Annotated in this window: 21 protein-coding genes and 1 other RNA gene; 5 read left to right on the plus strand and 17 right to left on the minus strand. The window is 42.1% G+C overall.

The window, feature by feature from the left end:
• The first annotated feature begins 15 nt into the window (after positions 1–15).
• The 3 genes from rnhC (at position 16) to recD2 (ending at position 4,116) form a co-directional block, all read left to right on the plus strand.
• On the plus strand, positions 16–897 hold the full coding sequence (gene rnhC, locus SM12261_RS07630; protein WP_000146882.1) for a ribonuclease HIII: 882 nt from the start codon (positions 16–18) through the stop codon (positions 895–897).
• 3 nt (positions 898–900) lie between these two features.
• Positions 901–1,515, plus strand: a complete 615-nt coding sequence (gene lepB, locus SM12261_RS07635; protein WP_004239180.1) for a signal peptidase I — start codon at positions 901–903, stop codon at positions 1,513–1,515.
• Positions 1,516–1,749: 234 nt separating this feature from the next.
• On the plus strand, positions 1,750–4,116 hold the full coding sequence (gene recD2, locus SM12261_RS07645; RefSeq protein ID WP_000454517.1) for an SF1B family DNA helicase RecD2: 2,367 nt from the start codon (positions 1,750–1,752) through the stop codon (positions 4,114–4,116).
• 152 nt (positions 4,117–4,268) lie between these two features.
• Here the strand turns inward: recD2 and tig are convergent, their stop codons facing one another.
• The 17 genes from tig to SM12261_RS07735 all read right to left on the minus strand — a co-directional run bounded on the left by tig (position 4,269) and on the right by SM12261_RS07735 (position 20,031).
• Positions 4,269–5,552: a trigger factor gene (tig, locus tag SM12261_RS07650; protein WP_000116485.1), complete on the minus strand. Its 1,284-nt coding sequence runs from the start codon at positions 5,550–5,552 to the stop codon at positions 4,269–4,271.
• Positions 5,553–5,635: 83 nt separating this feature from the next.
• Positions 5,636–6,301: a DNA alkylation repair protein gene (locus tag SM12261_RS07655; protein ID WP_000050044.1), complete on the minus strand. Its 666-nt coding sequence runs from the start codon at positions 6,299–6,301 to the stop codon at positions 5,636–5,638.
• Entirely contained in the window at positions 6,302–6,934 is a 633-nt protein-coding gene (locus SM12261_RS07660; protein ID WP_000698442.1) for a response regulator transcription factor, read from the minus strand.
• Between the two features lie 13 nt (positions 6,935–6,947).
• Positions 6,948–7,943, minus strand: a complete 996-nt coding sequence (locus SM12261_RS07665) for an envelope stress sensor histidine kinase LiaS (RefSeq protein ID WP_000743694.1) — start codon at positions 7,941–7,943, stop codon at positions 6,948–6,950.
• Positions 7,940–8,638, minus strand: a complete 699-nt coding sequence (gene liaF / locus SM12261_RS07670) for a cell wall-active antibiotics response protein LiaF (RefSeq protein ID WP_001224652.1) — start codon at positions 8,636–8,638, stop codon at positions 7,940–7,942. Before liaF ends, SM12261_RS07665 begins: the two co-directional genes overlap by 4 nt.
• Positions 8,639–8,715: 77 nt before the next feature.
• On the minus strand, positions 8,716–9,726 hold the full coding sequence (fni, locus tag SM12261_RS07675; protein WP_000210642.1) for a type 2 isopentenyl-diphosphate Delta-isomerase: 1,011 nt from the start codon (positions 9,724–9,726) through the stop codon (positions 8,716–8,718).
• Positions 9,710–10,717 carry a phosphomevalonate kinase gene (locus SM12261_RS07680; protein WP_000562409.1) on the minus strand — a complete coding sequence of 336 codons (1,008 nt, stop codon included), beginning with the start codon at positions 10,715–10,717 and terminating at the stop codon, positions 9,710–9,712. Before SM12261_RS07680 ends, fni begins: the two co-directional genes overlap by 17 nt.
• Positions 10,704–11,657 carry a diphosphomevalonate decarboxylase gene (gene mvaD / locus SM12261_RS07685; RefSeq protein WP_000373450.1) on the minus strand — a complete coding sequence of 318 codons (954 nt, stop codon included), beginning with the start codon at positions 11,655–11,657 and terminating at the stop codon, positions 10,704–10,706. The genes SM12261_RS07680 and mvaD overlap by 14 nt, the downstream gene beginning before the upstream one ends.
• Positions 11,639–12,517 carry a mevalonate kinase gene (gene mvk, locus SM12261_RS07690; RefSeq protein WP_000163302.1) on the minus strand — a complete coding sequence of 293 codons (879 nt, stop codon included), beginning with the start codon at positions 12,515–12,517 and terminating at the stop codon, positions 11,639–11,641. Before mvk ends, mvaD begins: the two co-directional genes overlap by 19 nt.
• A gap of 275 nt (positions 12,518–12,792) precedes the next feature.
• Positions 12,793–13,734 carry an N-acetylmuramoyl-L-alanine amidase family protein gene (locus tag SM12261_RS07700; RefSeq protein ID WP_078228276.1) on the minus strand — a complete coding sequence of 314 codons (942 nt, stop codon included), beginning with the start codon at positions 13,732–13,734 and terminating at the stop codon, positions 12,793–12,795.
• A 100-nt stretch (positions 13,735–13,834) separates the two neighbouring features.
• Complete coding sequence (locus tag SM12261_RS07705) at positions 13,835–14,524, minus strand: response regulator transcription factor (RefSeq protein ID WP_000518021.1); 690 nt, start codon at positions 14,522–14,524, stop codon at positions 13,835–13,837.
• An 11-nt stretch (positions 14,525–14,535) separates the two neighbouring features.
• Positions 14,536–15,960, minus strand: a complete 1,425-nt coding sequence (gndA, locus tag SM12261_RS07710) for an NADP-dependent phosphogluconate dehydrogenase (RefSeq protein WP_000158771.1) — start codon at positions 15,958–15,960, stop codon at positions 14,536–14,538.
• Positions 15,961–16,035: 75 nt separating this feature from the next.
• Positions 16,036–17,445 carry a cell division site-positioning protein MapZ gene (gene mapZ / locus SM12261_RS07715; protein WP_000039297.1) on the minus strand — a complete coding sequence of 470 codons (1,410 nt, stop codon included), beginning with the start codon at positions 17,443–17,445 and terminating at the stop codon, positions 16,036–16,038.
• A 13-nt stretch (positions 17,446–17,458) separates the two neighbouring features.
• Positions 17,459–18,616 (minus strand): THUMP domain-containing class I SAM-dependent RNA methyltransferase, encoded by a 1,158-nt coding sequence (locus SM12261_RS07720; RefSeq protein WP_000711362.1) that lies wholly within the window; start codon positions 18,614–18,616, stop codon positions 17,459–17,461.
• Positions 18,617–18,699: 83 nt separating this feature from the next.
• An RNA gene (gene rnpB / locus SM12261_RS07725) (RNase P RNA component class B) lies at positions 18,700–19,081 on the minus strand.
• Between the two features lie 20 nt (positions 19,082–19,101).
• Positions 19,102–19,431, minus strand: a complete 330-nt coding sequence (gene gpsB / locus SM12261_RS07730; protein ID WP_000146535.1) for a cell division regulator GpsB — start codon at positions 19,429–19,431, stop codon at positions 19,102–19,104.
• A 72-nt stretch (positions 19,432–19,503) separates the two neighbouring features.
• Positions 19,504–20,031, minus strand: a complete 528-nt coding sequence (locus tag SM12261_RS07735; protein WP_004239174.1) for an SLOG family protein — start codon at positions 20,029–20,031, stop codon at positions 19,504–19,506.
• A gap of 66 nt (positions 20,032–20,097) precedes the next feature.
• Here SM12261_RS07735 and recU point away from each other — a divergent pair, with 66 nt between their 5' ends.
• The gene (gene recU, locus SM12261_RS07740) at positions 20,098–20,694 is read left to right on the plus strand and encodes a Holliday junction resolvase RecU (protein WP_000248752.1); all 597 of its coding nucleotides are present in this window, start codon (positions 20,098–20,100) and stop codon (positions 20,692–20,694) included.
• Positions 20,691–22,874 carry a penicillin-binding protein PBP1A gene (gene pbp1a / locus SM12261_RS07745; protein ID WP_001041321.1) on the plus strand — a complete coding sequence of 728 codons (2,184 nt, stop codon included), beginning with the start codon at positions 20,691–20,693 and terminating at the stop codon, positions 22,872–22,874. Before recU ends, pbp1a begins: the two co-directional genes overlap by 4 nt.
• Positions 22,875–22,879 lie beyond the last annotated feature (5 nt).

The raw sequence follows: 22,879 nt of genomic DNA on the forward strand, positions 1-22,879 counted from the left end.
GATACAATAGAAACTATGGCAAGTATAACACTCACACCAAGTGAAAAGGAGATTCAGGCTTTTCTTGAACACTATCAAACCAGTCTAGCTCCCAGCAAGAATCCCTATATTCGCTACTTTTTGCGACTACCTCAAGCAACGGCTTCTATCTATACTTCTGGAAAGGTCTTGCTTCAGGGTGAAGGAGCTGAGAAATACGCTCGTTTCTTTGGATATCAAGTTGTAGAGGAAAACAGGGGACAAAATTTCCCTTTAATTGGGACAGATGAGGTGGGAAATGGTTCCTACTTTGGTGGGCTTGCAGTTGTGGCTTCCTTTGTCACACCTGACCAGCATGCCTTCTTGCGAAAACTTGGTGTGGGGGATTCTAAAACTCTGACCGACCTAAAAATCCGTCAGATTGCCCCTATCCTCAAAGAAAAAATCCAGCACCAGGCACTGCTGCTCTCACCAAGCAAGTACAACGAGGTCATCGGAGACCGCTACAACGCTGTTTCGGTTAAGGTTGCCCTCCATAATCAGGCTATCTATCTCCTCCTTAAAAAAGGTCTTCAGCCTGAGAAAATTGTGATTGATGCCTTTACCAGTGCTAAAAATTATGACAAGTACTTGGCACAAGAGGCCAATCGTTTCAGCAATCCTATCAGCCTAGAAGAAAAGGCTGAGGGCAAATACTTGGCTGTCGCAGTTTCTTCTATCATTGCGCGTGATCTCTTTCTGGAAAATCTAGAAAATCTGGGACGAGAACTGGGCTATCAACTTCCAAGTGGAGCTGGAACGGCATCTGACAAGGTGGCTAGCCAGATTTTGCAAGCCTATGGTATGCAGGGACTTAACTTCTGCGCCAAACTGCACTTTAAAAATACTGAAAAAGCGAAAAAACGCTTAGAAAGGTAAGTTATGTATTCTTTTAAAACATTTCTAAAAGAGTGGGGATTGTTCCTCCTGATTCTGTCATTACTAGCTTTGAGCCGTATCTTTTTTTGGAGTAATGTCCGCGTAGAAGGACATTCCATGGATCCGACTCTAGCGGATGGCGAAATCCTCTTTGTTGTTAAGCACCTTCCTATTGACCGTTTTGATATCGTGGTGGCCCATGAGGAAGATGGCAATAAAGACATCGTCAAGCGTGTCATCGGAATGCCTGGCGATACCGTCCGTTATGAAAATGATAAACTTTACATCAATGATAAAGAGACGGATGAGCCTTACTTAGCTGACTACATCAAACGTTTCAAGGATGACAAACTCCAAAGCACCTACTCAGGCAAGGGCTTTGAAGGAAATAAAGGAACTTTCTTTAGAAGTATCGCTCAAAAAGCCCAAGCCTTCACAGTTGATGTCAACTATAACACCAACTTTAGCTTTACTGTCCCAGAAGGAGAATACCTTCTCCTCGGAGACGACCGCCTGGTTTCTAGCGACAGCCGCCACGTAGGTACCTTCAAAGCAAAAGATATCACAGGGGAAGCTAAATTCCGCTTCTGGCCAATCACCCGTATCGGAACATTTTAAGAGACCTAAGAGGCCGAGAATCAAGAATCTCAGCCTCTTCTTCTATCGTAAGAAGATGATTATTCTCTACCCAGTCTAACTAGGATAGAAACAAAGTTATACTCAATGAAAATCAAAGAGCAAACTAGGAAGCTAGCCGCAGGCTGTACTTGAGTACGGCAAGGCGAAACTGACGTGGTTTGAATTTGATTTTCGAAGAGTATTAACTCTCACCTATTTATGCAAAGGAATCTTATGGAAGTTTATTTTTCAGGAACTATTGAACGGATTATTTTTGAAAATCCCAGCAATTTTTATCGCATCCTTCTCCTAGAAATCGACGATACAGACGCAGAGGATTTTGATGATTTTGAAATCATTGTCACGGGCACCATGGCTGATGTGATTGAGGGAGAAGACTATACTTTTTGGGGACAAATTGTCCAGCACTCCAAGTATGGGGAGCAACTGCAAATCAGTCGTTATGAACGCGCAAAACCAACTAGCAAGGGCTTGGTCAAGTACTTTTCAAGTAGCCATTTCAAGGGAATTGGTCTCAAAACAGCTCAAAAAATTGTAGATACCTATGGCGGCAATACCATTGACGAAATTTTGCAACACCCAGAAAAGTTAGAAGGCATTGCAGGACTCTCTGCCAAAAATCGCGAGGCCTTCGTCTCAACTCTTCGTCTCAACTACGGAACCGAGATGGTCTTGGCCAAACTAGCCAACTACGGCATTCCCAATAAATTAGCCTTTCAGATTCAAGACTTTTACAAGGAAAAAACCCTTGACGTGGTTGAAAATTATCCCTACCAACTAGTTGAAGATATCAAGGGTTTGGGCTTTACTATTGCTGACCAATTAGCAGAAGAACTAGGCATCGAAAGTCAGGCTCCTGAACGCTTTCGTGCCGGTCTAGTTCACAGTCTTTTTCAGACCTGTATGGAAACAGGGGACACCTATGTTGAAGCACGGGATTTGCTGGAACAAACCCTTACTCTCCTTGAGTCTTCTCGTCCCGTGGAACTGGATCCCAGCCAAGTGGCCCAAGAGCTCTCCTACCTGATTGAAGAAGACAAGATTCAGCAGATTGATACCAAAATTTTTGACAACAGCCTCTTTTTCGCTGAGGAAGGCATCCGCAGTCACTTGGTCCGTATCCTTGAAAAAGGAAAACAGAAGAGCCAGGATTTAAAAACCATTCAAAAACATATCACTACTGTCGAAGAAGATCTGGGGATTAAGTATGATATCATTCAAAAACAGGCTATCTGCGACGCTATCCAGAACAAGGTCTTTATCCTGACAGGTGGGCCCGGTACGGGTAAGACGACTGTTATCAATGGAATCATCGCTGTTTATGCCCTTTTAGAAGGACTTGACCTCAGGAAAAAAAGCAACCTGCCGATTCTTCTTGCTGCTCCAACTGGACGAGCAGCTCGCCGCATGAATGAATTGACAGGTTTGCCTAGCGCGACCATACACCGACATTTAGGAATGACAGGTGACGATGATACCAGTCATCTGGAAGATTATCTGGATGCTGACTTTATCATCGTGGATGAATTTTCCATGGTGGATACTTGGCTGGCCAATCAACTCTTCTCCAACATCTCTTCTAACAGTAAAATCCTCATCGTGGGCGACAGCGACCAGTTGCCTTCTGTCAGTCCTGGACAAGTTCTAGCTGATCTGCTTCATATTCCCTTGATTCCTCAGACTCGCTTGGAAAAAATTTACAGGCAAAGCGAAGAATCAACCATCGTCACCCTAGCTAGTCAAATTCGACAGGGCATCTTGCCAGCTGATTTCACCCAGAAAAAAGCAGACCGTTCCTACTTTGAAATTGCTAGTGGCCATATTCCAGCTACGATTGAAAAAATCTTAGGTGCTGCCCTCAGAAGTGGTATTCCTGCCCGTGATATCCAAGTTCTGGCTCCCATGTACCGAGGGACGGCAGGAATTGATGCTATCAATCAGCTCATGCAAGACCTGCTCAATCCACCACAAAAAAATCAGCTCAGTTTTGAAGCTCCCCAGTGCCACTATCGTAAGGGCGACAAGGTCATTCATTTGGTCAACGATGCTGAAATCAATGTCTTTAATGGGGATTTGGGAGCTATCACAGACCTGATTCCCGGCAAATATACTGAGTCGAAACAAGATGAGATTGTCATTGATTTTGACGGCAACGAAGTCTCTTACCCACGTAACGAATGGTACAAGATTCGCTTGGCATATGCCATGAGTATCCATAAATCGCAGGGAAGTGAGTTCCCTGTTGTTATCCTACCTATCACCAGTGCTAGCAGGCGTATGCTGGAGCGCAATCTCATCTACACAGCCATTACACGCGCCAAAAGCAAGCTTATCTTACTAGGCGAATTACAGGCCTTTGATTATGCTACCCAACATATCGGAACTGCCCGAAAAACCTATCTGATTGAACGCTTCAGTGATTTATTGGAAAATGTTGAAGAAAAGCAACCAGCTGTCTCTGAAACTGCCACATCAAGTACCTCTGAACAATCCTACATCCTGACAGAAGAAAACTGGGACAGTATACCAGCCATGATTGGGATTACAGACGCAGACCTCAAAGAGATTTTTGGAAAATAGTGCATAAGAAAACCCACCAATTCAGGTGGGATTTTTGTTTATTAATACTCAATGAAAATCAAAGAGCAAACTAGGAAGCTAGCCACAAGCTGTACTTGAGTACGGTAAGGCGACGCTGACGTGGTTTGAAGAGATTTTCGAAGAGTATAAGATTATTTAACTGTTGCTGTGCTTGTAATCAATTCAACAGCTTTTTTAATTGTGATGTCGTGTTTCAACATATCAGCTGAAAGCAAGCTTTGTACTTGAGCAACTTCCATGTTGTAGTCTGCTGCCAATTGCTCAACTTCTTTTTGGATTTCTTCTTCTGAAGCATCAAATCCTTCAGCTTTGGCAACTGCTTCGATAACAAGGTTAGTCTTAGTACGTGACTCAGCTTCTCCCTCGTATTGTTTGTGAAGGTCTTCTTGAGTAGTTCCAGTGATTTGGAAGTACATGTCAGGGTTGATACCTTGACGTTGCAAGTTTCCAAGGAATTCGTTTACTGAGCGGTGAACTTCTTCGTGGATCATTTCTTCTGGAAGTTCTACGATTTCAGCGTTTTCTACAGCTTTATCAATTGCTGCACCTTCAACTGCATCTTTGTAAGCTTCTTCTTTAGCAGCAGCCAATTCCTTACGGTATTTTTCTTTCAATTCAGCAAGTGTTTCAACTTCTTCGTCGATGTCTTTTGCAAGTTCATCGTCAAGAGCTGGAACTTCTTTAGCTTTTACTTCGTGGATAGTTGTTACGAATTTAGCTTCTTTACCTGCAAGATCTTCTGCTTGATAGTCTTCTGGGAATGTTACGATAACATCAACAGTTTCGCCAGCTGAGTGACCTACCAATTGGTCTTCGAAACCAGGGATGAATTGACCTGAACCAAGTCCAAGTGAGAAGTTTTCACCTTTTCCGCCATCAAATTCAACACCATCGATAGAACCAACGAAGTCGATGACAACAGTGTCGCCATTTTCAGCAGCAGCTTCCTTGATAACCAATTCAGCCAAGTTGTTGCGTTCGCGTTCGATACGCTCTTCAACGTCAGCGTCAGTTACTTCTTTTTCTACATCTACTGATACTTCAAGGTTTTTGTAGTCACCCAATTTTACTTCAGGTTTTGTAACGACTTCAGCAGTGATAACCCAGTCTTGACCTTTTTCCATTGAAGTTACGTCAATTTTTGGTTGTGCAACGACTTCAAGACCAGCTTCTTTTACAGCTGCTTCATAAGCGTTTGGCAAAAGAGCGTTCATAACGTCTTGGTAAAGTGACTCTTCACCAAATTTTTTGTCGAAGATAGGACGTGGAAGGTGACCTTTACGGAAACCTGGAACATTAAGAGATTTCTTCACTGAGTTGAAGACACGATCCAATTCTGGTTTGATTTGGTCTTGAGAGATGGTGAAAGTCAAGACACCACGGTTTGTTTCTTTGTTTTCAAATGATACAGACATTCTGTCATTTCTCCTTAAAATTTTTTAAATACAGTCTATTATAACATAAATGGACGACTTTTTTCAAGTAATGAATGCGCTTTTCAATGATGGGAGAGGTACTTGCTTGCTTCTTTGATACTAAGGTCAGCCATTCTTTCCTTGTTTTTCTCAATGAAGCATGCTACCCAAGCTGGATTCGTTTTGGAGTAGTCTCTCAGAGCCCAGCCAATGGCTTTATTGATAAAGAATTCTGTTTGATTCAAATTATGAAGCAGAATCTTTTCCAGTAATTGAACATTGGTCTTCTCTTTTCTTAACAACTGGTGGTCAATAGCGACGCGTCTCAACCAGATATTGTCTGACAGGCTCCATTGGAGAATTATTTTTTCCAGTTCCTGCTTGTCATACACCAAACTCCCTACTACTCGATCTAGGATATCCACCGTATCCCACCAAGACTTGGTAACAACCAACTGCTCTAGCTTAGGCAAATCGCTGTCCTTTAGATAAGACTGCATTGCTTTCAAATAATTAGCAGCTACATACTGGTATTCTCTATACTCTTTTTCCCAGCAAGTATCTAAAAAATCCCAATCGATGGCCCTTGTTTTTTTCGCTTTTGGAAAGTATTTTTTATAGAGTTTATTTCTTTCAGGCGCCGCAATGCCTAGAAAGGAAAATTGATGGCGCATATAGGCTTCCATGGCCCCTGCTTTTTGAGAATCTTTTGCGGCTTCTAGCTCCACAAGCAAATCTGCTAGACTCATCTAAAACTCCTCATGCCTCACCAAGTGGTGCTGAAAGGCATAGACTGCAGCCTGGGTACGATCGCTGACTTCAAGTTTGGCTAGGATATTAGACACATGGGTCTTGACCGTCTTGAGAGAGATAAAAAGTTCGTCTGCTATACGCTGATTTTCGTAGCCCTTGGCGATAAGTTGGAGAACATCTCGCTCACGCGCAGTCAGGTCCTCATGTAGTTCTATGTGATTGCGGTGGTATTCGACTTTTTTGCTGACCTCTTGCTCAATGGCCAACTCGCCAGCAGCCACCTTACGAACAGCATGGAGTAGTTCGTCTGCACTAGAAGTCTTGAGCATATATCCCCTAGCACCAGCATTTAAGACAGGCATGATTTTTTCATTGTCTAAGTAAGAGCTCACAATCAAAATCTTGGCTTCAGGCCATTCTTTGAGGATAGCCAAGGTCGCGTCAATCCCATTCATCTCAGGCATAACGATATCCATGACAATGACATCTGGACGCAATTCCAAGGCTAAGTCAATGCCTTGAGATCCGTTGGTAGCCTCACCCACAACTTCTACATCGTCTTGGAGGTCAAAGTAGCTTTTCAAGCCCAATCGGACCATTTCATGGTCATCTACTAGTAAAATTTTCATCTTTACTCCTTTATCATTCCTTATCGAGCAGGGGAATACGGATATCAACTGCCAGCCCTTGCTTGGGAGCTGTTAATAACTGAACCGTCCCTGCCATATCTTCAACCCGCTCCTTGATATTGCGTAGTCCATAACTCAAGTCATCTAAACTCCCTAACTGGAAACCAATCCCATTATCCACCACCTTCAGTTGCAATTCAAAATCTGTCTGATAGAGATAGACATCCAGACAAGATGCCTGGGCATGGCGGAGGGTATTGCTGATCAATTCTTGCAAGATGCGGAAGATATGCTCCTCGATTTTCTTAGGCAATTTCGTCACATTTTGCTTGAAAGCAACTTTAAGATCACTCTTGTCTTCAAGCTCTTTTAGGAGAATTTGAATCCCTTCTATCAAGCTCTTCTGCTCCAGTTCAACTGGTCGCAAGTGCAGGAGCAAGACTCTCAAGTCCTTCTGGGCTGTTTCTAAAATAGCTGTGACACTCTGCAACTGGATCTGCATCTTTTCTCTATCCAATTTCAAAGCCTGCTGACTGATACCCGATAAAATCATGTGGGCCGCAAACAACTCCTGACTGACTGTATCGTGCAAATCCCGAGCAATCCGCTTTCTTTCCTTCTCAATGATTTCCTCTTCCTGAGCAAGGCTGTGATTTTCAGCCTTTTGAAGTGCTTCTGTCAAAAGGTTAAGTTTGCCAGACAAGGACTTGAAACTGGCATCCAAATCTGGATCTGCAACCTGAACTACTTCTTGCCCTGCCAACAAACGCTTGAGATTAGCCTGCATTTTTCTTAGAGAAAGCTCTTCAACACCTCGCCAAAACAGGGCTAAGAGAAAGGTCATGGACATGCTGAATACCAACAACAAAAAGACAAATTTTTCTGTTTTTTCGACATCATGCAAGAAAATAGACCAGTCAAAGTCAAGGATTTCCAGCAAGCTGTGGGAGAAAAACAAGACAAACAAGATGGAGGTGAGAGCAATCATTACATAAGCTTGTTTTTTCATCCTCTAACCACCTCAACATCGCCAATCATAGTGGTCAAGAAAATCTTGACACTCTTGTTACTCTTGAGATAGTCTCTTGTTTCTTGATGATAGTGTTCATTACGGAGGGCTCGCTTGGGCTGGTTGAAAAAAGTCAAATCCCCATAGAGACAGTTAACGCTGAGACTGACTTCCACATCTACAGGTACGATGATTTTGGTCGTGCCTACCATCTTTCTAAGGATAATGACATTGTCATGATTGGTTAGAATGACCCTCTCCAGATGAATGGTGTCCTTGCCCATGAGACGAAAGAGATTGATATCATCAAACTGGCAAGTCTGGTAGCTTGAAAAATGATGGAGATTGCCAAACCAACGATTTTTCTCCTTCTTAACCGTTACCACCTCTTCAAACACCAAATTGGTCTGCTCTTTTTCCTGGTTCATCATCGGATAAAGAAGAAAGAGGCTGTATATAACCGCAACAAAAATAGCTAAAATCACAAAAGGATTGAGCATGACGATGAAAAAGAAGAGAATGGTTGCCACCACTAAAAGAAGATTATTGCCCTCTTTACCAGTGTAATAGCGAATCAAAAGCAAAAAGAGGAATAAAATCAGCAGAAAACGCGAAAAATGCTCTGAAACCATCAAAATCAGAGCTCCTGTCAAAAGACAGGCTTCGATAAATAAAAAGATTTTAAATTTTCTCATAGGTTCATCCTCTCCCTTCTATTTTATCACACTTCAAAAAAGTCACCTCAGTCTGAGGATGGAAAAAAAGGCGGTGGTTACGCCTTTTTCATCTGATTCTTTGCTTCTTTTAATTTTCCATAAAGAAGATAGTCTACTTTTTGCAAATCTGCTATGGTGGCACAATTAAGGGCACACATGATCAAACGCAGATCGTCTTTCCAGCCTTGGACAATGCCAATCACTTCTTCAACTGTGTAGGTTTCAACCAATTCTAGAACTGTTCGAGAGAGTCCTACAGCCTTAGCACCAAAGACCAAACACTTAATCATATCCAGCGGATTGCGAACACCTCCACTAACTAAGAGTTCAGCCTTGTCTTTCCAGTCTTGGGCATTGATAAGGGCCTGCATGGTAGATTGCCCCCATTGATTGAGGTAATCACGTTGCCCACTGCGGCGATTTTCAATATAGGCAAAACTGGTACCACCACGACCTGACAGGTCAAAGGTTCGAACGCCCAATTCATAGGCTCTCTCGATGGTCTTGGCATCCATTCCAAAGCCCACTTCCTTGAGGACAATAGGAACAGGGATTTGTTTGCTGTAGTCTGCTAGATGCGATTGCCAGCTTCTAAACTTCCTTTCTCCCTCGGGCATGAGTAATTCCTGCATGACATTGACGTGCACTTGTAAAAGTAAGGGATTCATCTCCGTCACAGTCTGCAAACCAAGTTCAACCGGCTTATCCAATCCAATATTGGTTCCAAGAAGGAGATTTGGATGATCATACTTGACAGAAAAAGAGTCATCTGCTGGATCTTTGAGGGCTGCGCTATAAGAGCCCGTCACAAACAAAATTTCACAGGCTTCCGCCACCTGAGCTAGTTTTTGATTGATTTCTCTTCCCTTATCGCTTCCACCCGTCATAGCATTGATATAAAAAGGAAAGTCCCACTTTCGACCAGCAAATTCTGTCGACAGATCGATTTCATCTAGATCGTAAAGAGGCAAGGAAGAATGAATCAACTCCACCTCATCAAAGCTATTATAGGAACTTTTCTGCTCAAGGGCATAGCGGATGTGCTCATCCTTACGATTTGTCGTCATGTCCTATCCTTTCTTGGTATAAGAGCTCAATCCCCAGATCGGCCCAACGATTTTTTAGGGTTTCAGTTGATTGCTCATCAAAACTCAAGGCAATACCACAATCACCACCACCAGCGCCACTACTCTTGGCAACAGCCTGCAAATCTTGACTGGCTTCTTTCAACTGTCTAAGCGAAGGCGTGTAAATATCTACGCTCAAGCCTTCTAAAAGTTGACTGGCCACTTCTACTTGCTCGATAATTTTTTCAACTTTCCCCTGCTCCAAGGCTTCTACCAAAGAAACCACCGTTTCTTTTGAGGAACTTAAAAAATTCTGATTGATATTTTGCTTGATTTGTTGAACCATATCACTAGATACAGCCACTTCCTTGGTCCATCCCACTAAGAAATCACATTCTAGGGCTGGTTGCACTTGTGAAATTGAAAATCCCCAATCACGTTCCAAAACTGTCGCCAACTTTTCTTCTTCCAACCAAGTTGCTACCTGCTGGCGATCAAATGACTGGTAGAGAACCAAATCCTCTGCCACAATACAGGCAATGTCCCCCATAGAACCATTGTCTCCGCGCTTGAGCAAGACAGCACTGGCCAGCTTGAACAAGAGATCCTGATCAACCGAAAGATTATACAGAGCCAACAGAGCCTTGATGACCAAAACAACAACGCTACCGCTAGAACCTAGACCAAACTTTTTCCCTTCTCTTTCCATTTTTCCTCGGATTTCCAAAGAAAAAGGTTGCAAAGTCTGCCCACAATAAACGAGGAAATCTTCCACTAAAGCAATCGTTTCTTGAATCAAGCTATAGTCAGGATTTGGTGTCAAATCTACTGCGAAATCAAACATATCTGAGTAGATACGGTAGTGAGTAGAAAAAGCAATCTCTCCCCTCATATAGATGGGAATAGCCTTTATCAAGGCCAACTGCCCTGGTTCTAGAATAGCATATTCACCTGCCCAATAGAGTTTTCCGCAAGTTTTAACAGCAATCATCTTGGCTCAAATCCTTTGTTTTTGACACAATCAAGCGGTAACGCTGACCGAAGATTTCTGATAAATGCTCCAAGTCTTTCTCTTGACATAGGACCTTGACATTGGGACCTGCATCCATGGTAAAGTAGCAGGATTCTCCTTGCTCGCGAAGCTGACGGACAAAGTCCATGGCTTCATAGCTTGCATCGGTCAGATAAGAAAAGGCTGGTGATGCTGTTTTGGTCGTAGCGTGCATAGCCAGGGCATTTTTCTCCGTTAATTCCCCAACCTTGGCAAAGTCATTCTCTTTGAGATAAAGCAGCATATCCTGATAATCCTTCTCAGACTGACACACCCAGTCATCAAAGGTCGTCGATGTCTCCACACAAAGTTTCATCCCATCACGACTAGAGATTGGTTTTTTCTTGTCCTCTAGTACCAACATAATCATAGCTAGTTTCAAGTCTGTCTCTACAGGGTAAATTTCTCCGCTATCCTTATCCCAAGCACCTAGTGGTCCATAAAAACTCCGAGAGGAAGAGCCTGAGGCAAACTTAGCCTCCTGTGCCAACTGGCTCCGAGTCAATCCAAGCTTGAAATAAGCATTACAAGCCTTGACCAAGGCAGACAAACCACTAGAACTTGATGACAAGCCCGCTGCCGTAGGCATATTATTTTGAGTATCAATTCGAACAAAGCCCTCACCAGCTGGACGGTAACGGTCAATAATCTTGCTCATCTTGACATGCTCCGCCTCACTCTGTAGCAGACCATTGATGTAAAAGACATCAGCAGTCGCATCCGTCGGTAGAGGCAACAGGGCCGTCTCTGTGTACATGTTTTCCAAAGTCAGAGAGATGCTGCTAGTAGCAGGCACCATCTCTTTTTCTTTTTTCTTTCCCCAATATTTGATAATAGCAATATTTGCGTAAGAACGTACTGTTACAGGCTCTCTATCCATGTCTGAACAGCTCCTTTCTCTTCTAATCTTTCTGCTAGTTCTTGAGCTTGAGTCAAATTGGTTGCCAAGGCTATGATACAGCCTCCTAGCCCACCACCGCTCATCTTGGCACCCAGAGCACCATGGCTAAGAGCCGTTTCAACTAGAGAATCCGCCTCAGGGCTACTAACACCAATTTCTTTTAGATGTAAATGCGCTTGACTAAGGATTTGTCCCAGTCCTTCAGCATCTTTTTGTGAAATCGCAACTTCTGCCTGCTGGGTCAATTCTCCCAAGGCATGCAAAAACGGTAGGGCATCCTTGCCCTTGTTTTGAACCACTTGAATAGCTTCACGAGTATGGCCATAAACACCCGTATCAGCAATCACCAAATAGGCAGATAAATCCATCTCAAGCTCTGTAAATCCTACATTCTTAATAAATCGAATAGGCTGGTCACTGAGACAGGTCTTAGCATCCAAACCACTAGGATTCATATGAGCAATCATCTCAGCCCGATTGACCAAGATTTCTAATACATCATGAGGCAGTTCTGCCTGATAGTAGTCAAAAACCGCACGAATGGCCGCTATGCTGATAGCCGCTGACGAACCCATTCCCCGCTTCTCAGGGATAGCCGAGTCAATCTCACAACGAATGCAGGCTTCTTTGATATTCAAATACTCCAGAGAAGCATAAACTGCCATGGACAAGGTATCCTCTTCATAGAGACGCCAAGGACTCGCTGCAGGAACTACCTTACAAGTCACCTCCACCTCCAAAAGAGGCAGGGAAATAGCCGGATAACCGTAAACGACTGCATGCTCCCCAATTAAAATTATCTTACTATGTGCCTGACCGACACCAACTTTTTTTGTCATATTTTCCTTTTACTAGACGAAAAAGCCGTCTCATACTCAATGAAAATCAAAAAGCAAACTATGAAGCTACCCGCAGGTTGCTCAAAACACTGTTTTGAGGTTGTGGATAGAACTGACGAAGTCAGTAACCATAGCTACGGTAAGGCGACGCTGACGTGGTTTGAATTTGATTTTCGAAGAGTATTATTTTTTCCTACAAGTATTTATTCTCTCCTATCTATTCTATTATATTTTCACAAAAAAAGCGATTGTTTCCTTCACAATCGCCTCTTTCATTATTGAACCCATTCGCCATTGTAGTTGACGTAGTAGCCATCTACGGTCGTATTCACTGCCAAAGCACCTGAGCTATAAGCATAGTGCCATTTGCCATTGACCTGGAACCAACCAGTTGCCATAGCTCCTGATGAACGGAGATAGTACCACTTGTTACCGAGGTATTGCCAGCCTGTTTTCATATCGCCATTTTCAGCATCTAAATAGTACCAAGTTGAGCCTTCCTGATACCAGCCAGTTGCCATTGCTCCTGATGAGCGGAGGTAGTACCACTTATTGCCAAGTTGTTCCCAACCAGTTTGCATTGTAGCAGTTGTTGGATCTAGATAGTACCAAGTTGAGTTATCATTGGTCCAACCACGCACTAGCTCCCCAACCGTCAAACTGTCGATACGAGCATCAAAGCCACTATCCTTTTGTAAATAATACCAGTGTCCCTCATCATAAATCCAACCAGTTTTTAAGGTGTGATAACTACGTTGATCTTCAAAATAATAGACTCGTTTCTCTGCTGGACTATCATATTGTTCCCCATGATGTTTGTTGGTATTTGTAGCAGTTTTTGCCTCTAAAACTTGCTTGCCAACAAATTCTTGTAGGACCCCATCTTGATTAAAGTAATACCATCTTGGCATTGGCATAAATTCTAATCTTAAACCATTTGGGTAAGGACCAATTGTACTACCTTTAGACGGAAACGGGATATATTGCCAGCCAACAACCATCTCTCCTGATACATGATCAAAATAATAGTACTTGCCATCAATCACTCGCCAAGCCTTTTCTTTGATGTCACCCTTCTTGTAGTAAGTTCTACCATTTTCTTGGACAAATTGCCAACCTTCTGAATCAGCATCATCCGCCAATACTGCCTTTGTTGCCAGTAAACCAAAGAAAAAGAATACTAATGCGATTTGCATCAATTTTTTTATTATTTTCATTAGACCTATCCTCCATAGCTGATTGTAGCAAATACAAAATCGCATGTCAATATATAGAACACCCCTCAAAAAAAGCAGTTACATAACTGCAACTGCTTTTCTATTCTTGCATGGTGTAACCGACACCACGCACGGTTTTAATGTAGCTTTTTTGACCTTTTACATCAAGCTTGCTACGTAGATAACGGATATAGACATCCACGATATTTGTTTCGGTCGCACTTTCATACTTCCAGACACTTTCCAATAACTGCTCACGAGTCAGAACTTTCTTGCTTCCCATAAGAGTAGCCAAGAGGTCATACTCACGACGGGTCAGAGCAATCATCTCTTCGCCACGATAAACGGTATGATGTTCTACATCCATACGCAGATTGCGATAAGACGTTGGAACCTTCATCTGACTACAGTGTTGGTCGATAAAGTCCCGACCTCGGAAAATCGCTGAAATACGGGCCACCAAATTGTCAATAATAACCGGCTTATAGATGTAAGAAACGGCAAAGCGTTGGATTGCCTCAATCTGATCTTGCAATTCTTCACGATGGTCCAAGACCATGATGACTGAGGCTGGCTTAGTACGACTCAGCTTATCTGCAAAATCCTGGGCTGTCATATCCCCCAGACGAGCATTCAATAAAATCAAGTCATAGTCTGTCTGAAGAGCCATGAAGAGGGCTTTTTGCCCCTCCTCAACCTGATCAACTCGGTATTGCTCTTTTTGGAGTTCCAAACTTAAAAAATGAGCTAGATTTCGTTCTTTCTCAAGTAATAAAATCCGTTTCCCCATGGCAGACCTACTTATTTTTCATCATACCAAGAGTAGTGGAATGTTCCTTCTTTGTCTTTACGTTGGTAAGTGTGGGCACCAAAGTAGTCACGTTGCGCTTGGATCAAGTTAGCTGGAAGGTCAGCTGAACGGTAGCTATCAAAGTAAGTAATAGCTGCTGAGAAGGTTGGTACTGGTACACCAGCTTGAACAGCAAGAGCTACGATATCACGCACTGCTTGTTGGTACTTAGCAGTGACATCCAAGAAGTATTCATCTAAAAGAAGGTTAGCAAGGTCTGCATCACGGTTGTAAGCATCTGTAATCTTTTGCAAGAAACGAGAACGGATGATACAGCCATCACGCCAGATAGATGCGATATCTGCAAATGGCAAGTTCCAGTTGTTTTCTTTAGAAGCTACACGCAATTGCGCAAAACCTTGTGCGTATGAAATGATTTTTGAGAAGTAAAGGGCTTGACGGATCTTTTCAATCAACTCAGCCTTGTCTCCTTCAAAGTTGAAGGCAGCTGGTTTTGGAAGAACCTTGCTTGCATGCACACGTTCTTCTTTGTAAGTTGAAATGTAACGTGCAAATACTGACTCAGTGATGAGTGACAATGGCACACCAAGGTCAAGTGATGATTGGCTAGTCCATTTACCAGTTCCCTTGTTACCTGCAGCATCAAGGATGTAGTCTACGATTGGTCCAGCTTGACCTTCATCGTCTTTACGGCTCAAGATATCAGCTGTGATTTCGATTAAGTAGCTGTCCAATTCACCCTTGTTCCACTCAGTAAAGATTTCAGCCATATCTTCTGCAGAAAGGCCTAGCAAGTGTTGCATCAAGTCATAGCTTTCTGCGATCAATTGCATGTCACCATACTCGATACCGTTGTGGACCATCTTCACATAGTGACCAGCTCCATCAGGACCGATGTAAGTCACACATGGTTTGCCATCTTCTGGTGCTTTAGCTGAGATTTCTTCAAGAACATCCGCAACCAATTCGTATGCTTCTTTTTGTCCACCAGGCATGATAGAAGGACCTTCAAGAGCACCTTTTTCACCACCAGAAACTCCAGTACCGATAAAGTTGATACCTGAGTTTGCCAATTCTTCATTACGACGGATGGTATCTTTGTAGAAAGTGTTTCCTCCGTCGATCAAGATATCACCTTTGTCAAGGTGTGGAAGAAGGGCTTGAATTGTAGCATCTGTACCAGGTCCAGCTTGAACCATGAGCATGATACGACGAGGTTTTTCGATTGAGTTTACAAAACTTTCAACGTCATAGCTTGGTACAAAGTTCTTTTCAGGATGGCAAGCAATTACATCTTCAGTTTTTTCTTTACTACGGTTGTAAATAGCAACTGTGTAACCACGAGATTCAATATTAAGGGCAAGGTTACGACCCATTACGGCCATACCAACAACACCAAAGTTAGCTTTTGTCATTTGACACTCCTCTTGTTTAATTTGTTTTATTTTATCATTTTTACTTTTGAAAAGAAAGAATTTTGTAACGACTGCTTAGTAGTCCAAGTCATCCGCATGTCCAGAACCATTTCCAACAAAGTATCCTGTCTTACAGTTAAGGGTAAAGAGATAGGTTCCATCTGGTTTGTAGAGGTTGTAATAACCATTGCCATTAACGATATTAACACGCTCAAGGATATATTGGTTACCAGTGATATAACCACGTGAACGTGAAGTCGCTAGAATTTGTTCTAAGACACCATCCGCGAAATCCCAGGCAGAATTATTGCTATCATCAATAGCAGACTGGTTATAAGAAACACGACTCGCACTTCTTTGAACAGCAACTCCTGCACTTGATACACCCATATTGACTTCACTGCGGGTACTTCTCGTTTCAGTTGAGGCAGTATTTGAACTACTTGGGCTTGTCTCACTAGCAGTATTTTCGCTTGCTTGACTAGAGCTTGAGCTGCTAGTTTCACTTGAACTTGAGCTTGAAGCACTTGTTTGCTGGCTCTTACCAAGACTGATAGCCTTATCTAGAACTTTATCAAGCTCCGTATTTCCAGTTTTAATATCTGTAAATTTAGCATCCGATTTAGCTTTAGCGTTAGTATCCAAGACACCATCCACAATAGCTGGCTTCTCAAATTGAGCATTGACATCTTGAATGGCCTTGATTTGAGTTGCTAGGCTATCATACTTAGATTTTGCAAGCGTATATTCACGACTACCTTCTAACTTATCAAGCAAGGTTTTCAGTTGACTCAGTTTATCAAACTGGCTATTTTTTAAAGCCGTTTTGTTGCTATCTGTATAGAAGGCATCATATAAATTATTGAATTCTTCCACATCTGGCTGCGTGTTTGTAGTTGATTGAGAAGTTTGGATTTCCTTGGTTGAACGAGCCACTTGACGATAAACATAATAACCAGTTCCAAGGATAAGAACCACTAAGGCTGCTAGAATACCGTAAAGCACCCATTTCTTCTTACTTTTTCCATCTTCACTATCTGTGACTCGAGAACGTGTGAGAGCCTCTTCCGTTCCAACTAATGGTACCTCTTCCTTCTCAAATTCTTCGACAAGAGGAGCTTCTGAAACTCGTGTTAATTCTAAATCATCAAACTGATTCAATTCATCTTCTGGAGCTGGAGAAGTTACTCCTGTTTCCTCACGAAGCTCTTGAAGCAAATTATCCAGAGTCTGAGTCTCCTCTACCTCTTCTTTTTCAACTAAATCATCCTTGCTAAACTGACGTGTTTCAAACTTATCTGCCTCAATTTCATCTTTATGTTGTTTCACATACTTGTCCAAGATAGAATCTCCAGGCAACACACCTGCTTCCACCTCTTCATTTTTTCGCATGGCTTCTCCAACCGTTAGCTCTTTAGCATCATCAAAATCAAATTGCGCTTCTTTATGTTCTGTTTTATGACGATTCCGTCTTTTCTTACTCATGAGTTTTTCCTTTCTACTTTACTTCTTGTCGTTTCACACGCTGACCAAAATATTGATACAAATCAACTTTTAAAGTTCCATTATACAACTTACGTTTCTTATCCGCCTGACTACCGTACTTGGTCTCAAAGGCTTCATCACTGGTTAAGATAAACTTGCTCCACGTTTTCAGCGGTGCAAATACTTGACCCATTTCAGCATAAAGCTTGGTAACTCCTGCATCATCTGACAAGCGTTCACCATAAGGTGGGTTAGAGATAATCACTCCATTTATTTTATCAGAACGCAAATCCTGCACGCGCATCTGCTTAAATGTAACATCTCCTGCAACACCTGCTGATTGAGCATTGGCCTTAGCAATTTCCACCATACGTGCATCGATGTCACATCCCATGATATCCAGTTCCAACTCACGATCCACTTTCTTAGCTGCTTCTGTGCGAACTTCTTGGATCAAGCGATCACTAATCCAATCCCATTCCTCAAAGGCAAAGGAGCGACGAAGACCAGGAGCCATCTTCCTAGCAATCATAACTGCCTCGATACAGAAAGTTCCTGAACCACAGGTCGGATCAATCAAGGGCTTATCTGGATACCAGTTAGAGAGTTGCAAAATGGCTGCCGCCATGTTTTCCTTGATAGGAGCTCCCCCTTTTTCGGTACGATAACCACGTTTAAAGAGGCTAGACCCTGTCGTATCAATCATGACAGTTGCTATGTCTTTCAGAATAGAGACCTCAATCTTAAACTCAGGACCAGTTTCCATCAGAGGAACCCCTTCTGGACGGGCATAGTGTTTCTGCAACTTCTTAACAACAGCTTTCTTAGAAATAGCCTGAACACTTGGCTCATTGTGAAGTTTAGATTTAACACATTTGGCTTTTGAAATCGGAAAACGAGCCCCAAGCGGTAAATAATTTTCCCAATCTAGAGCAAAAACTCCCTGAAACAGCTCCTCAAAAGTCTTAGCAGGGAAAGATCCAACGATAATCTTAATACGGTCTGCTGCACGAAGCCAGAGGTTGGTTTCGATGATGGCTCTCGCGTCTCCTTGAAAACGAACACGGCCATTTTCAACCTGACAATCGTAGCCCAACTCTCGTACTTCACGACCAACGACAGCCTCAAGACCCGCTGCAGCAGTCGCGATTAAATTAAATTCTTTTTTCATTTTCAGTCTTATAAGACCTTTCTATATGTCCACTTTAAAAAATGAGGTTGAGAAAATTTCTCAGCCCCAACCTATATGCAATTTTCTATAAGCCATGTTTTGTTCCAGAAGTGACTAGGACCACTTCCTTTGATAATCATCTGTCTACCACTAACAGCCTATAGCTGATAGCAGTCAGAGTACTACGTTCGTTTCCGTGCACTCCATGCCCCGACCGAAATTTGGGTTGCTAGCTTGAGGGGTTTACCGCGTTCCACTCTCTCCGTTTCCAGAAAGACTCCGTCACTGTGGCACTTTCAAGCCTACTCTGACCTATCCGAAGACTTAGCCATTTCAACTGCCGTAACGATCTCTCGTCCCTAGGCTTATGGTTTCGCCTAGCACAAACACTACAGGCATCACAGCCTGTGCTAGCATGGACTTTCCTCATGAAAAGAAATTCTCCTCACGCGATTATCCAAAAATTGCACTTTTCAAATAATCTCTTACAAATCAGAGTTATCTAAAATTTGTTTGCCAAACACTTCTTTCTCAAGACGATTTAGACGTTTCAAAATGTCAAAATTCGTCATAGAAGTTGTTGCTGTCATTTCAAGTGGTTCTGCTTGAACCGGTGCAGATTCAGGGTTGCGAGACAATTCTTCCTTCAACTCTGCAATTTCTTGACGGAGAGACTTGACTAAGGCAGCATAAGTTTCGTAGTCCTTGATGACATCGTCCAAAAATTCATCAACTTCAACCTTACTATATCCACGGACTTCACGTCCAAACTCTTGCTCAAAAATATCTTTTGCTGAAAAAATAATACTTGCCATCTCTCTCTCCATTCTCGGTTTCTAATAGTATTATTATATAAAAAAAGGCAAACAAAAATCAAGGTCAAAGGCTTACTTTTCAGAAAAATTTTCTGCTAGCTCATTTAAGTCTTCAAACGTTAGCCTTTTTATGCGATAACCTTCCTGATTTTTCATCAAGTTATCCATAAATTTTAATTTGGTCTCATTTTCTGGGTCATAGAAAAAATAAGCTAAATCAGTATTTTCCAATAAAAATCGTTGGTAATCACGCAGTTGCCCTGTATGTTCATATTTGGGATAGGCATATTTAACAAAATCTACTTGCTTAAATTGGCTAAGTTTAAGCTGATTCGCTGCATTCCAATTGTCCCCGTGCGTTTCAAAATCAAAAATCGTCGCTAGGCTGAAATCATATTCTTCTTTCATTTCATTTGCGACATCCAGAACCCAGGATTCGAATCCCAAGTTCCCTGTAAATACCAGCCATTTAATCCCTTCTTCTGCTAAACTTTCTAAATCACGGCGAATGGCTTTCTTTATAATTTTTAACCTGATATCTTTTTCATTAAAGACACCCAAGTCAAAATTAGAATAGCCCATAATTAAAGCTGTGGTCATTTTTACACCTTTCTTTATATTTTTATGGTATAATAGAGTGATGTTATTGTACCAATAAGGAGAAATATGGTCAACTATCCTCATAAAATTTCATCAAAAAAAAGCCAAACATCCATTTCTCAACCAAAAAATTTCGCAAATCGAGGAATGACTTTTGAAAAGATGATCAACGCTACCAACGACTACTATCTGACGCATGGCATGGCAGTTATCCATAAAAAGCCGACGCCTGTTCAAATTGTTCGAGTAGACTATCCTCAACGTAGTCGAGCCAAAATTGTAGAAGCCTATTTTAGACAAGCTTCCACAACAGATTATTCTGGGGTGTATAGAGGATATTACATTGACTTTGAAGCTAAAGAAACGCGGCAAAAAAATGCTATCCCAATGAAGAACTTCCATCTTCACCAGATTCAACATATGGAACAAGTTCTAGAACAGCAGGGCATTTGCTTCGTACTGCTTCATTTTTCTTCTCAACAAGAAACTTATTTGTTGCCGGCACTTGATTTAATTCGCTTTTATCATCAAGATAAGGGGCAGAAATCAATGCCACTTGGATATATTCAAGAATACGGATATTTAGTAAAGCAAGGAGCCTTCCCTCAAATACCCTATCTCGATATTATCAAAGAACATTTACTAGGTGGTAAAACAAGATGAATAAACAAATTATTCTGCGATTTTTAAAGTATATGGGAATTACATTCCTTACCTTATTTATCGCTTTATTTCTATTAGGTGGTGGTGTCTTCCTCTACTTTGTTAGCAAGGCTCCAGCCTTATCTGAAAGTAAACTAATCGCGACAACTTCTAGCAAGATTTATGACAATAAGAACGAACTGATTGCTGACCTTGGATCTGAACGTCGCGTAAATGCTCAAGCAAATGAAATTCCTACTGACTTAGTCAAGGCAATTGTGTCTATCGAAGACCACCGTTTCTTTGATCATAGAGGTGTCGATACCATTCGTATCATGGGTGCAGCATTGCGAAACCTCCAAGGAAAAGGAGGACTCCAAGGGGCATCAACCTTGACCCAGCAATTGATTAAATTAACTTATTTCTCAACTTCAACTGCTGATCAAACCTTGTCACGTAAAGCCCAAGAAGCTTGGCTGGCCGTTCAACTAGAACAAAAAGCAACTAAGCAAGAAATCCTAACCTACTACATCAACAAAGTCTACATGTCTAACGGTAACTATGGAATGCAAACCGCAGCCCAAAATTACTATGAAAAAGACTTGAAGGATTTAAGCTTGCCACAGTTAGCGCTCCTAGCTGGAATGCCTCAGGCACCAAACCAATATGATCCATATTCCCATCCAGAAGCTGCTCTCGAGCGTCGTAACTTGGTACTTTCAGAAATGAAGGGACAAAATTACATCAGTGCAGAACAGTATGAGAAAGCAATCAATACGCCTATCACTGACGGTCTTCAGAGCTTAAAATCAGCCAATAGTTACCCAGCCTATATGGATAACTACCTCAAAGAAGTCATTGACCAAGTTGAACAAGAAACTGGTTACAACCTTCTGACTACAGGTATGGATGTCTACACAAATGTGGACAAAGATGTTCAACAGCGACTTTGGGATGTTTACAACACAGATGAATATGTTGCCTATCCAGATGATGAACTCCAAGTAGCTTCAACCATCGTAGATGTAACAAATGGTAAAGTCATTGCTCAACTAGGTGCCCGTCACCAATCAAGTAATGTATCTTTCGGTGTTAACCAAGCCGTTGAAACCAACCGTGACTGGGGTTCTACTATGAAACCAATCACTGACTATGCTCCCGCTTTAGAATATGGAGTCTATGACTCTACTGCATATATTGTTCATGATGTTCCTTATAACTATCCTGGTACTGATACTCCAGTCTACAACTGGGATCATGGCTACTTTGGAAACATTACTGTCCAATATGCTCTTCAACAATCACGTAATGTCACAGCCGTTGAAACTTTGAATAAGGTCGGTCTAGATAAGGCTAAAGCCTTCCTTAATGGGCTTGGTATTGATTATCCAAGCATGCATTATGCAAACGCCATTTCAAGTAATACAACTGAATCCAACAAAAAATACGGTGCAAGTAGTGAAAAAATGGCTGCTGCCTACGCTGCTTTTGCTAATGGTGGTATTTACCACAAGCCAATGTACATCAATAAAATCGTCTTTAGCGACGGTAGTGAGAAAGAATTTTCTGATGCCGGCACACGAGCTATGAAAGAAACTACTGCCTATATGATGACTGAAATGATGAAAACAGTCCTAGTATACGGTACCGGACGTGGAGCCTACCTACCATGGCTTCCACAAGCAGGTAAGACAGGTACTTCTAACTATACTGACGACGAAATTGAAAAGTATATCAAGAACACTGGCTACGTAGCCCCAGATGAAATGTTTGTAGGGTATACTCGTAAATATGCAATGGCTGTTTGGACAGGATACTCAAATCGTCTAACTCCAATCATCGGAGATGGTTTCCTTGTGGCTGGTAAGGTCTACCGTTCAATGATAACTTACCTTTCTGAAGATGACCATCCTGGAGACTGGACAATGCCAGATGGCTTGTATCGAAATGGAGAATTCGTCTTCCAAAACAACGCGAAGAACGCCTGGAATAATCCAGCTACACAACAAACACAAACAGTAGAAACTCCAAGCACAACCGCTGAAAGTTCAACTACACAGGCAAGTACAACGGTTGGTCAACAACCAAATAATGCTCCAGCAACTGATCCTAATCAAGGACAAGCTGGTCAAGCTGTTCAGCCAACGCAGCCAGTACAACCAGCACCACAAAATCCACAAGTTCAACAACCACAACAGTGAGATGA

The organism is Streptococcus mitis NCTC 12261, from assembly GCF_000148585.2.
GTDB classification, from domain to species: domain Bacteria; phylum Bacillota; class Bacilli; order Lactobacillales; family Streptococcaceae; genus Streptococcus; species Streptococcus mitis.

Coding starts and splice junctions, on each gene's coding strand:
- recU (WP_000248752.1), top strand. CDS start 20,098: ATGGTCAACTATCCTCATAAAATTTCATCAAAAAAAAGCCAAACATCC.
- rnhC (WP_000146882.1), top strand. CDS start 16: ATGGCAAGTATAACACTCACACCAAGTGAAAAGGAGATTCAGGCTTTT.
- SM12261_RS07655 (WP_000050044.1), bottom strand. CDS start 6,301: ATGAGTCTAGCAGATTTGCTTGTGGAGCTAGAAGCCGCAAAAGATTCT.
- liaF (WP_001224652.1), bottom strand. CDS start 8,638: ATGAGAAAATTTAAAATCTTTTTATTTATCGAAGCCTGTCTTTTGACA.
- tig (WP_000116485.1), bottom strand. CDS start 5,552: ATGTCTGTATCATTTGAAAACAAAGAAACAAACCGTGGTGTCTTGACT.
- SM12261_RS07660 (WP_000698442.1), bottom strand. CDS start 6,934: ATGAAAATTTTACTAGTAGATGACCATGAAATGGTCCGATTGGGCTTG.
- gpsB (WP_000146535.1), bottom strand. CDS start 19,431: ATGGCAAGTATTATTTTTTCAGCAAAAGATATTTTTGAGCAAGAGTTT.
- SM12261_RS07720 (WP_000711362.1), bottom strand. CDS start 18,616: ATGAAAAAAGAATTTAATTTAATCGCGACTGCTGCAGCGGGTCTTGAG.
- SM12261_RS07680 (WP_000562409.1), bottom strand. CDS start 10,717: ATGATTGCTGTTAAAACTTGCGGAAAACTCTATTGGGCAGGTGAATAT.
- gndA (WP_000158771.1), bottom strand. CDS start 15,960: ATGACAAAAGCTAACTTTGGTGTTGTTGGTATGGCCGTAATGGGTCGT.
- SM12261_RS07705 (WP_000518021.1), bottom strand. CDS start 14,524: ATGGGGAAACGGATTTTATTACTTGAGAAAGAACGAAATCTAGCTCAT.
- mvaD (WP_000373450.1), bottom strand. CDS start 11,657: ATGGATAGAGAGCCTGTAACAGTACGTTCTTACGCAAATATTGCTATT.
- pbp1a (WP_001041321.1), top strand. CDS start 20,691: ATGAATAAACAAATTATTCTGCGATTTTTAAAGTATATGGGAATTACA.
- recD2 (WP_000454517.1), top strand. CDS start 1,750: ATGGAAGTTTATTTTTCAGGAACTATTGAACGGATTATTTTTGAAAAT.
- mapZ (WP_000039297.1), bottom strand. CDS start 17,445: ATGAGTAAGAAAAGACGGAATCGTCATAAAACAGAACATAAAGAAGCG.
- SM12261_RS07665 (WP_000743694.1), bottom strand. CDS start 7,943: ATGAAAAAACAAGCTTATGTAATGATTGCTCTCACCTCCATCTTGTTT.
- fni (WP_000210642.1), bottom strand. CDS start 9,726: ATGACGACAAATCGTAAGGATGAGCACATCCGCTATGCCCTTGAGCAG.
- lepB (WP_004239180.1), top strand. CDS start 901: ATGTATTCTTTTAAAACATTTCTAAAAGAGTGGGGATTGTTCCTCCTG.
- SM12261_RS07735 (WP_004239174.1), bottom strand. CDS start 20,031: ATGACCACAGCTTTAATTATGGGCTATTCTAATTTTGACTTGGGTGTC.
- SM12261_RS07700 (WP_078228276.1), bottom strand. CDS start 13,734: ATGAAAATAATAAAAAAATTGATGCAAATCGCATTAGTATTCTTTTTC.
- mvk (WP_000163302.1), bottom strand. CDS start 12,517: ATGACAAAAAAAGTTGGTGTCGGTCAGGCACATAGTAAGATAATTTTA.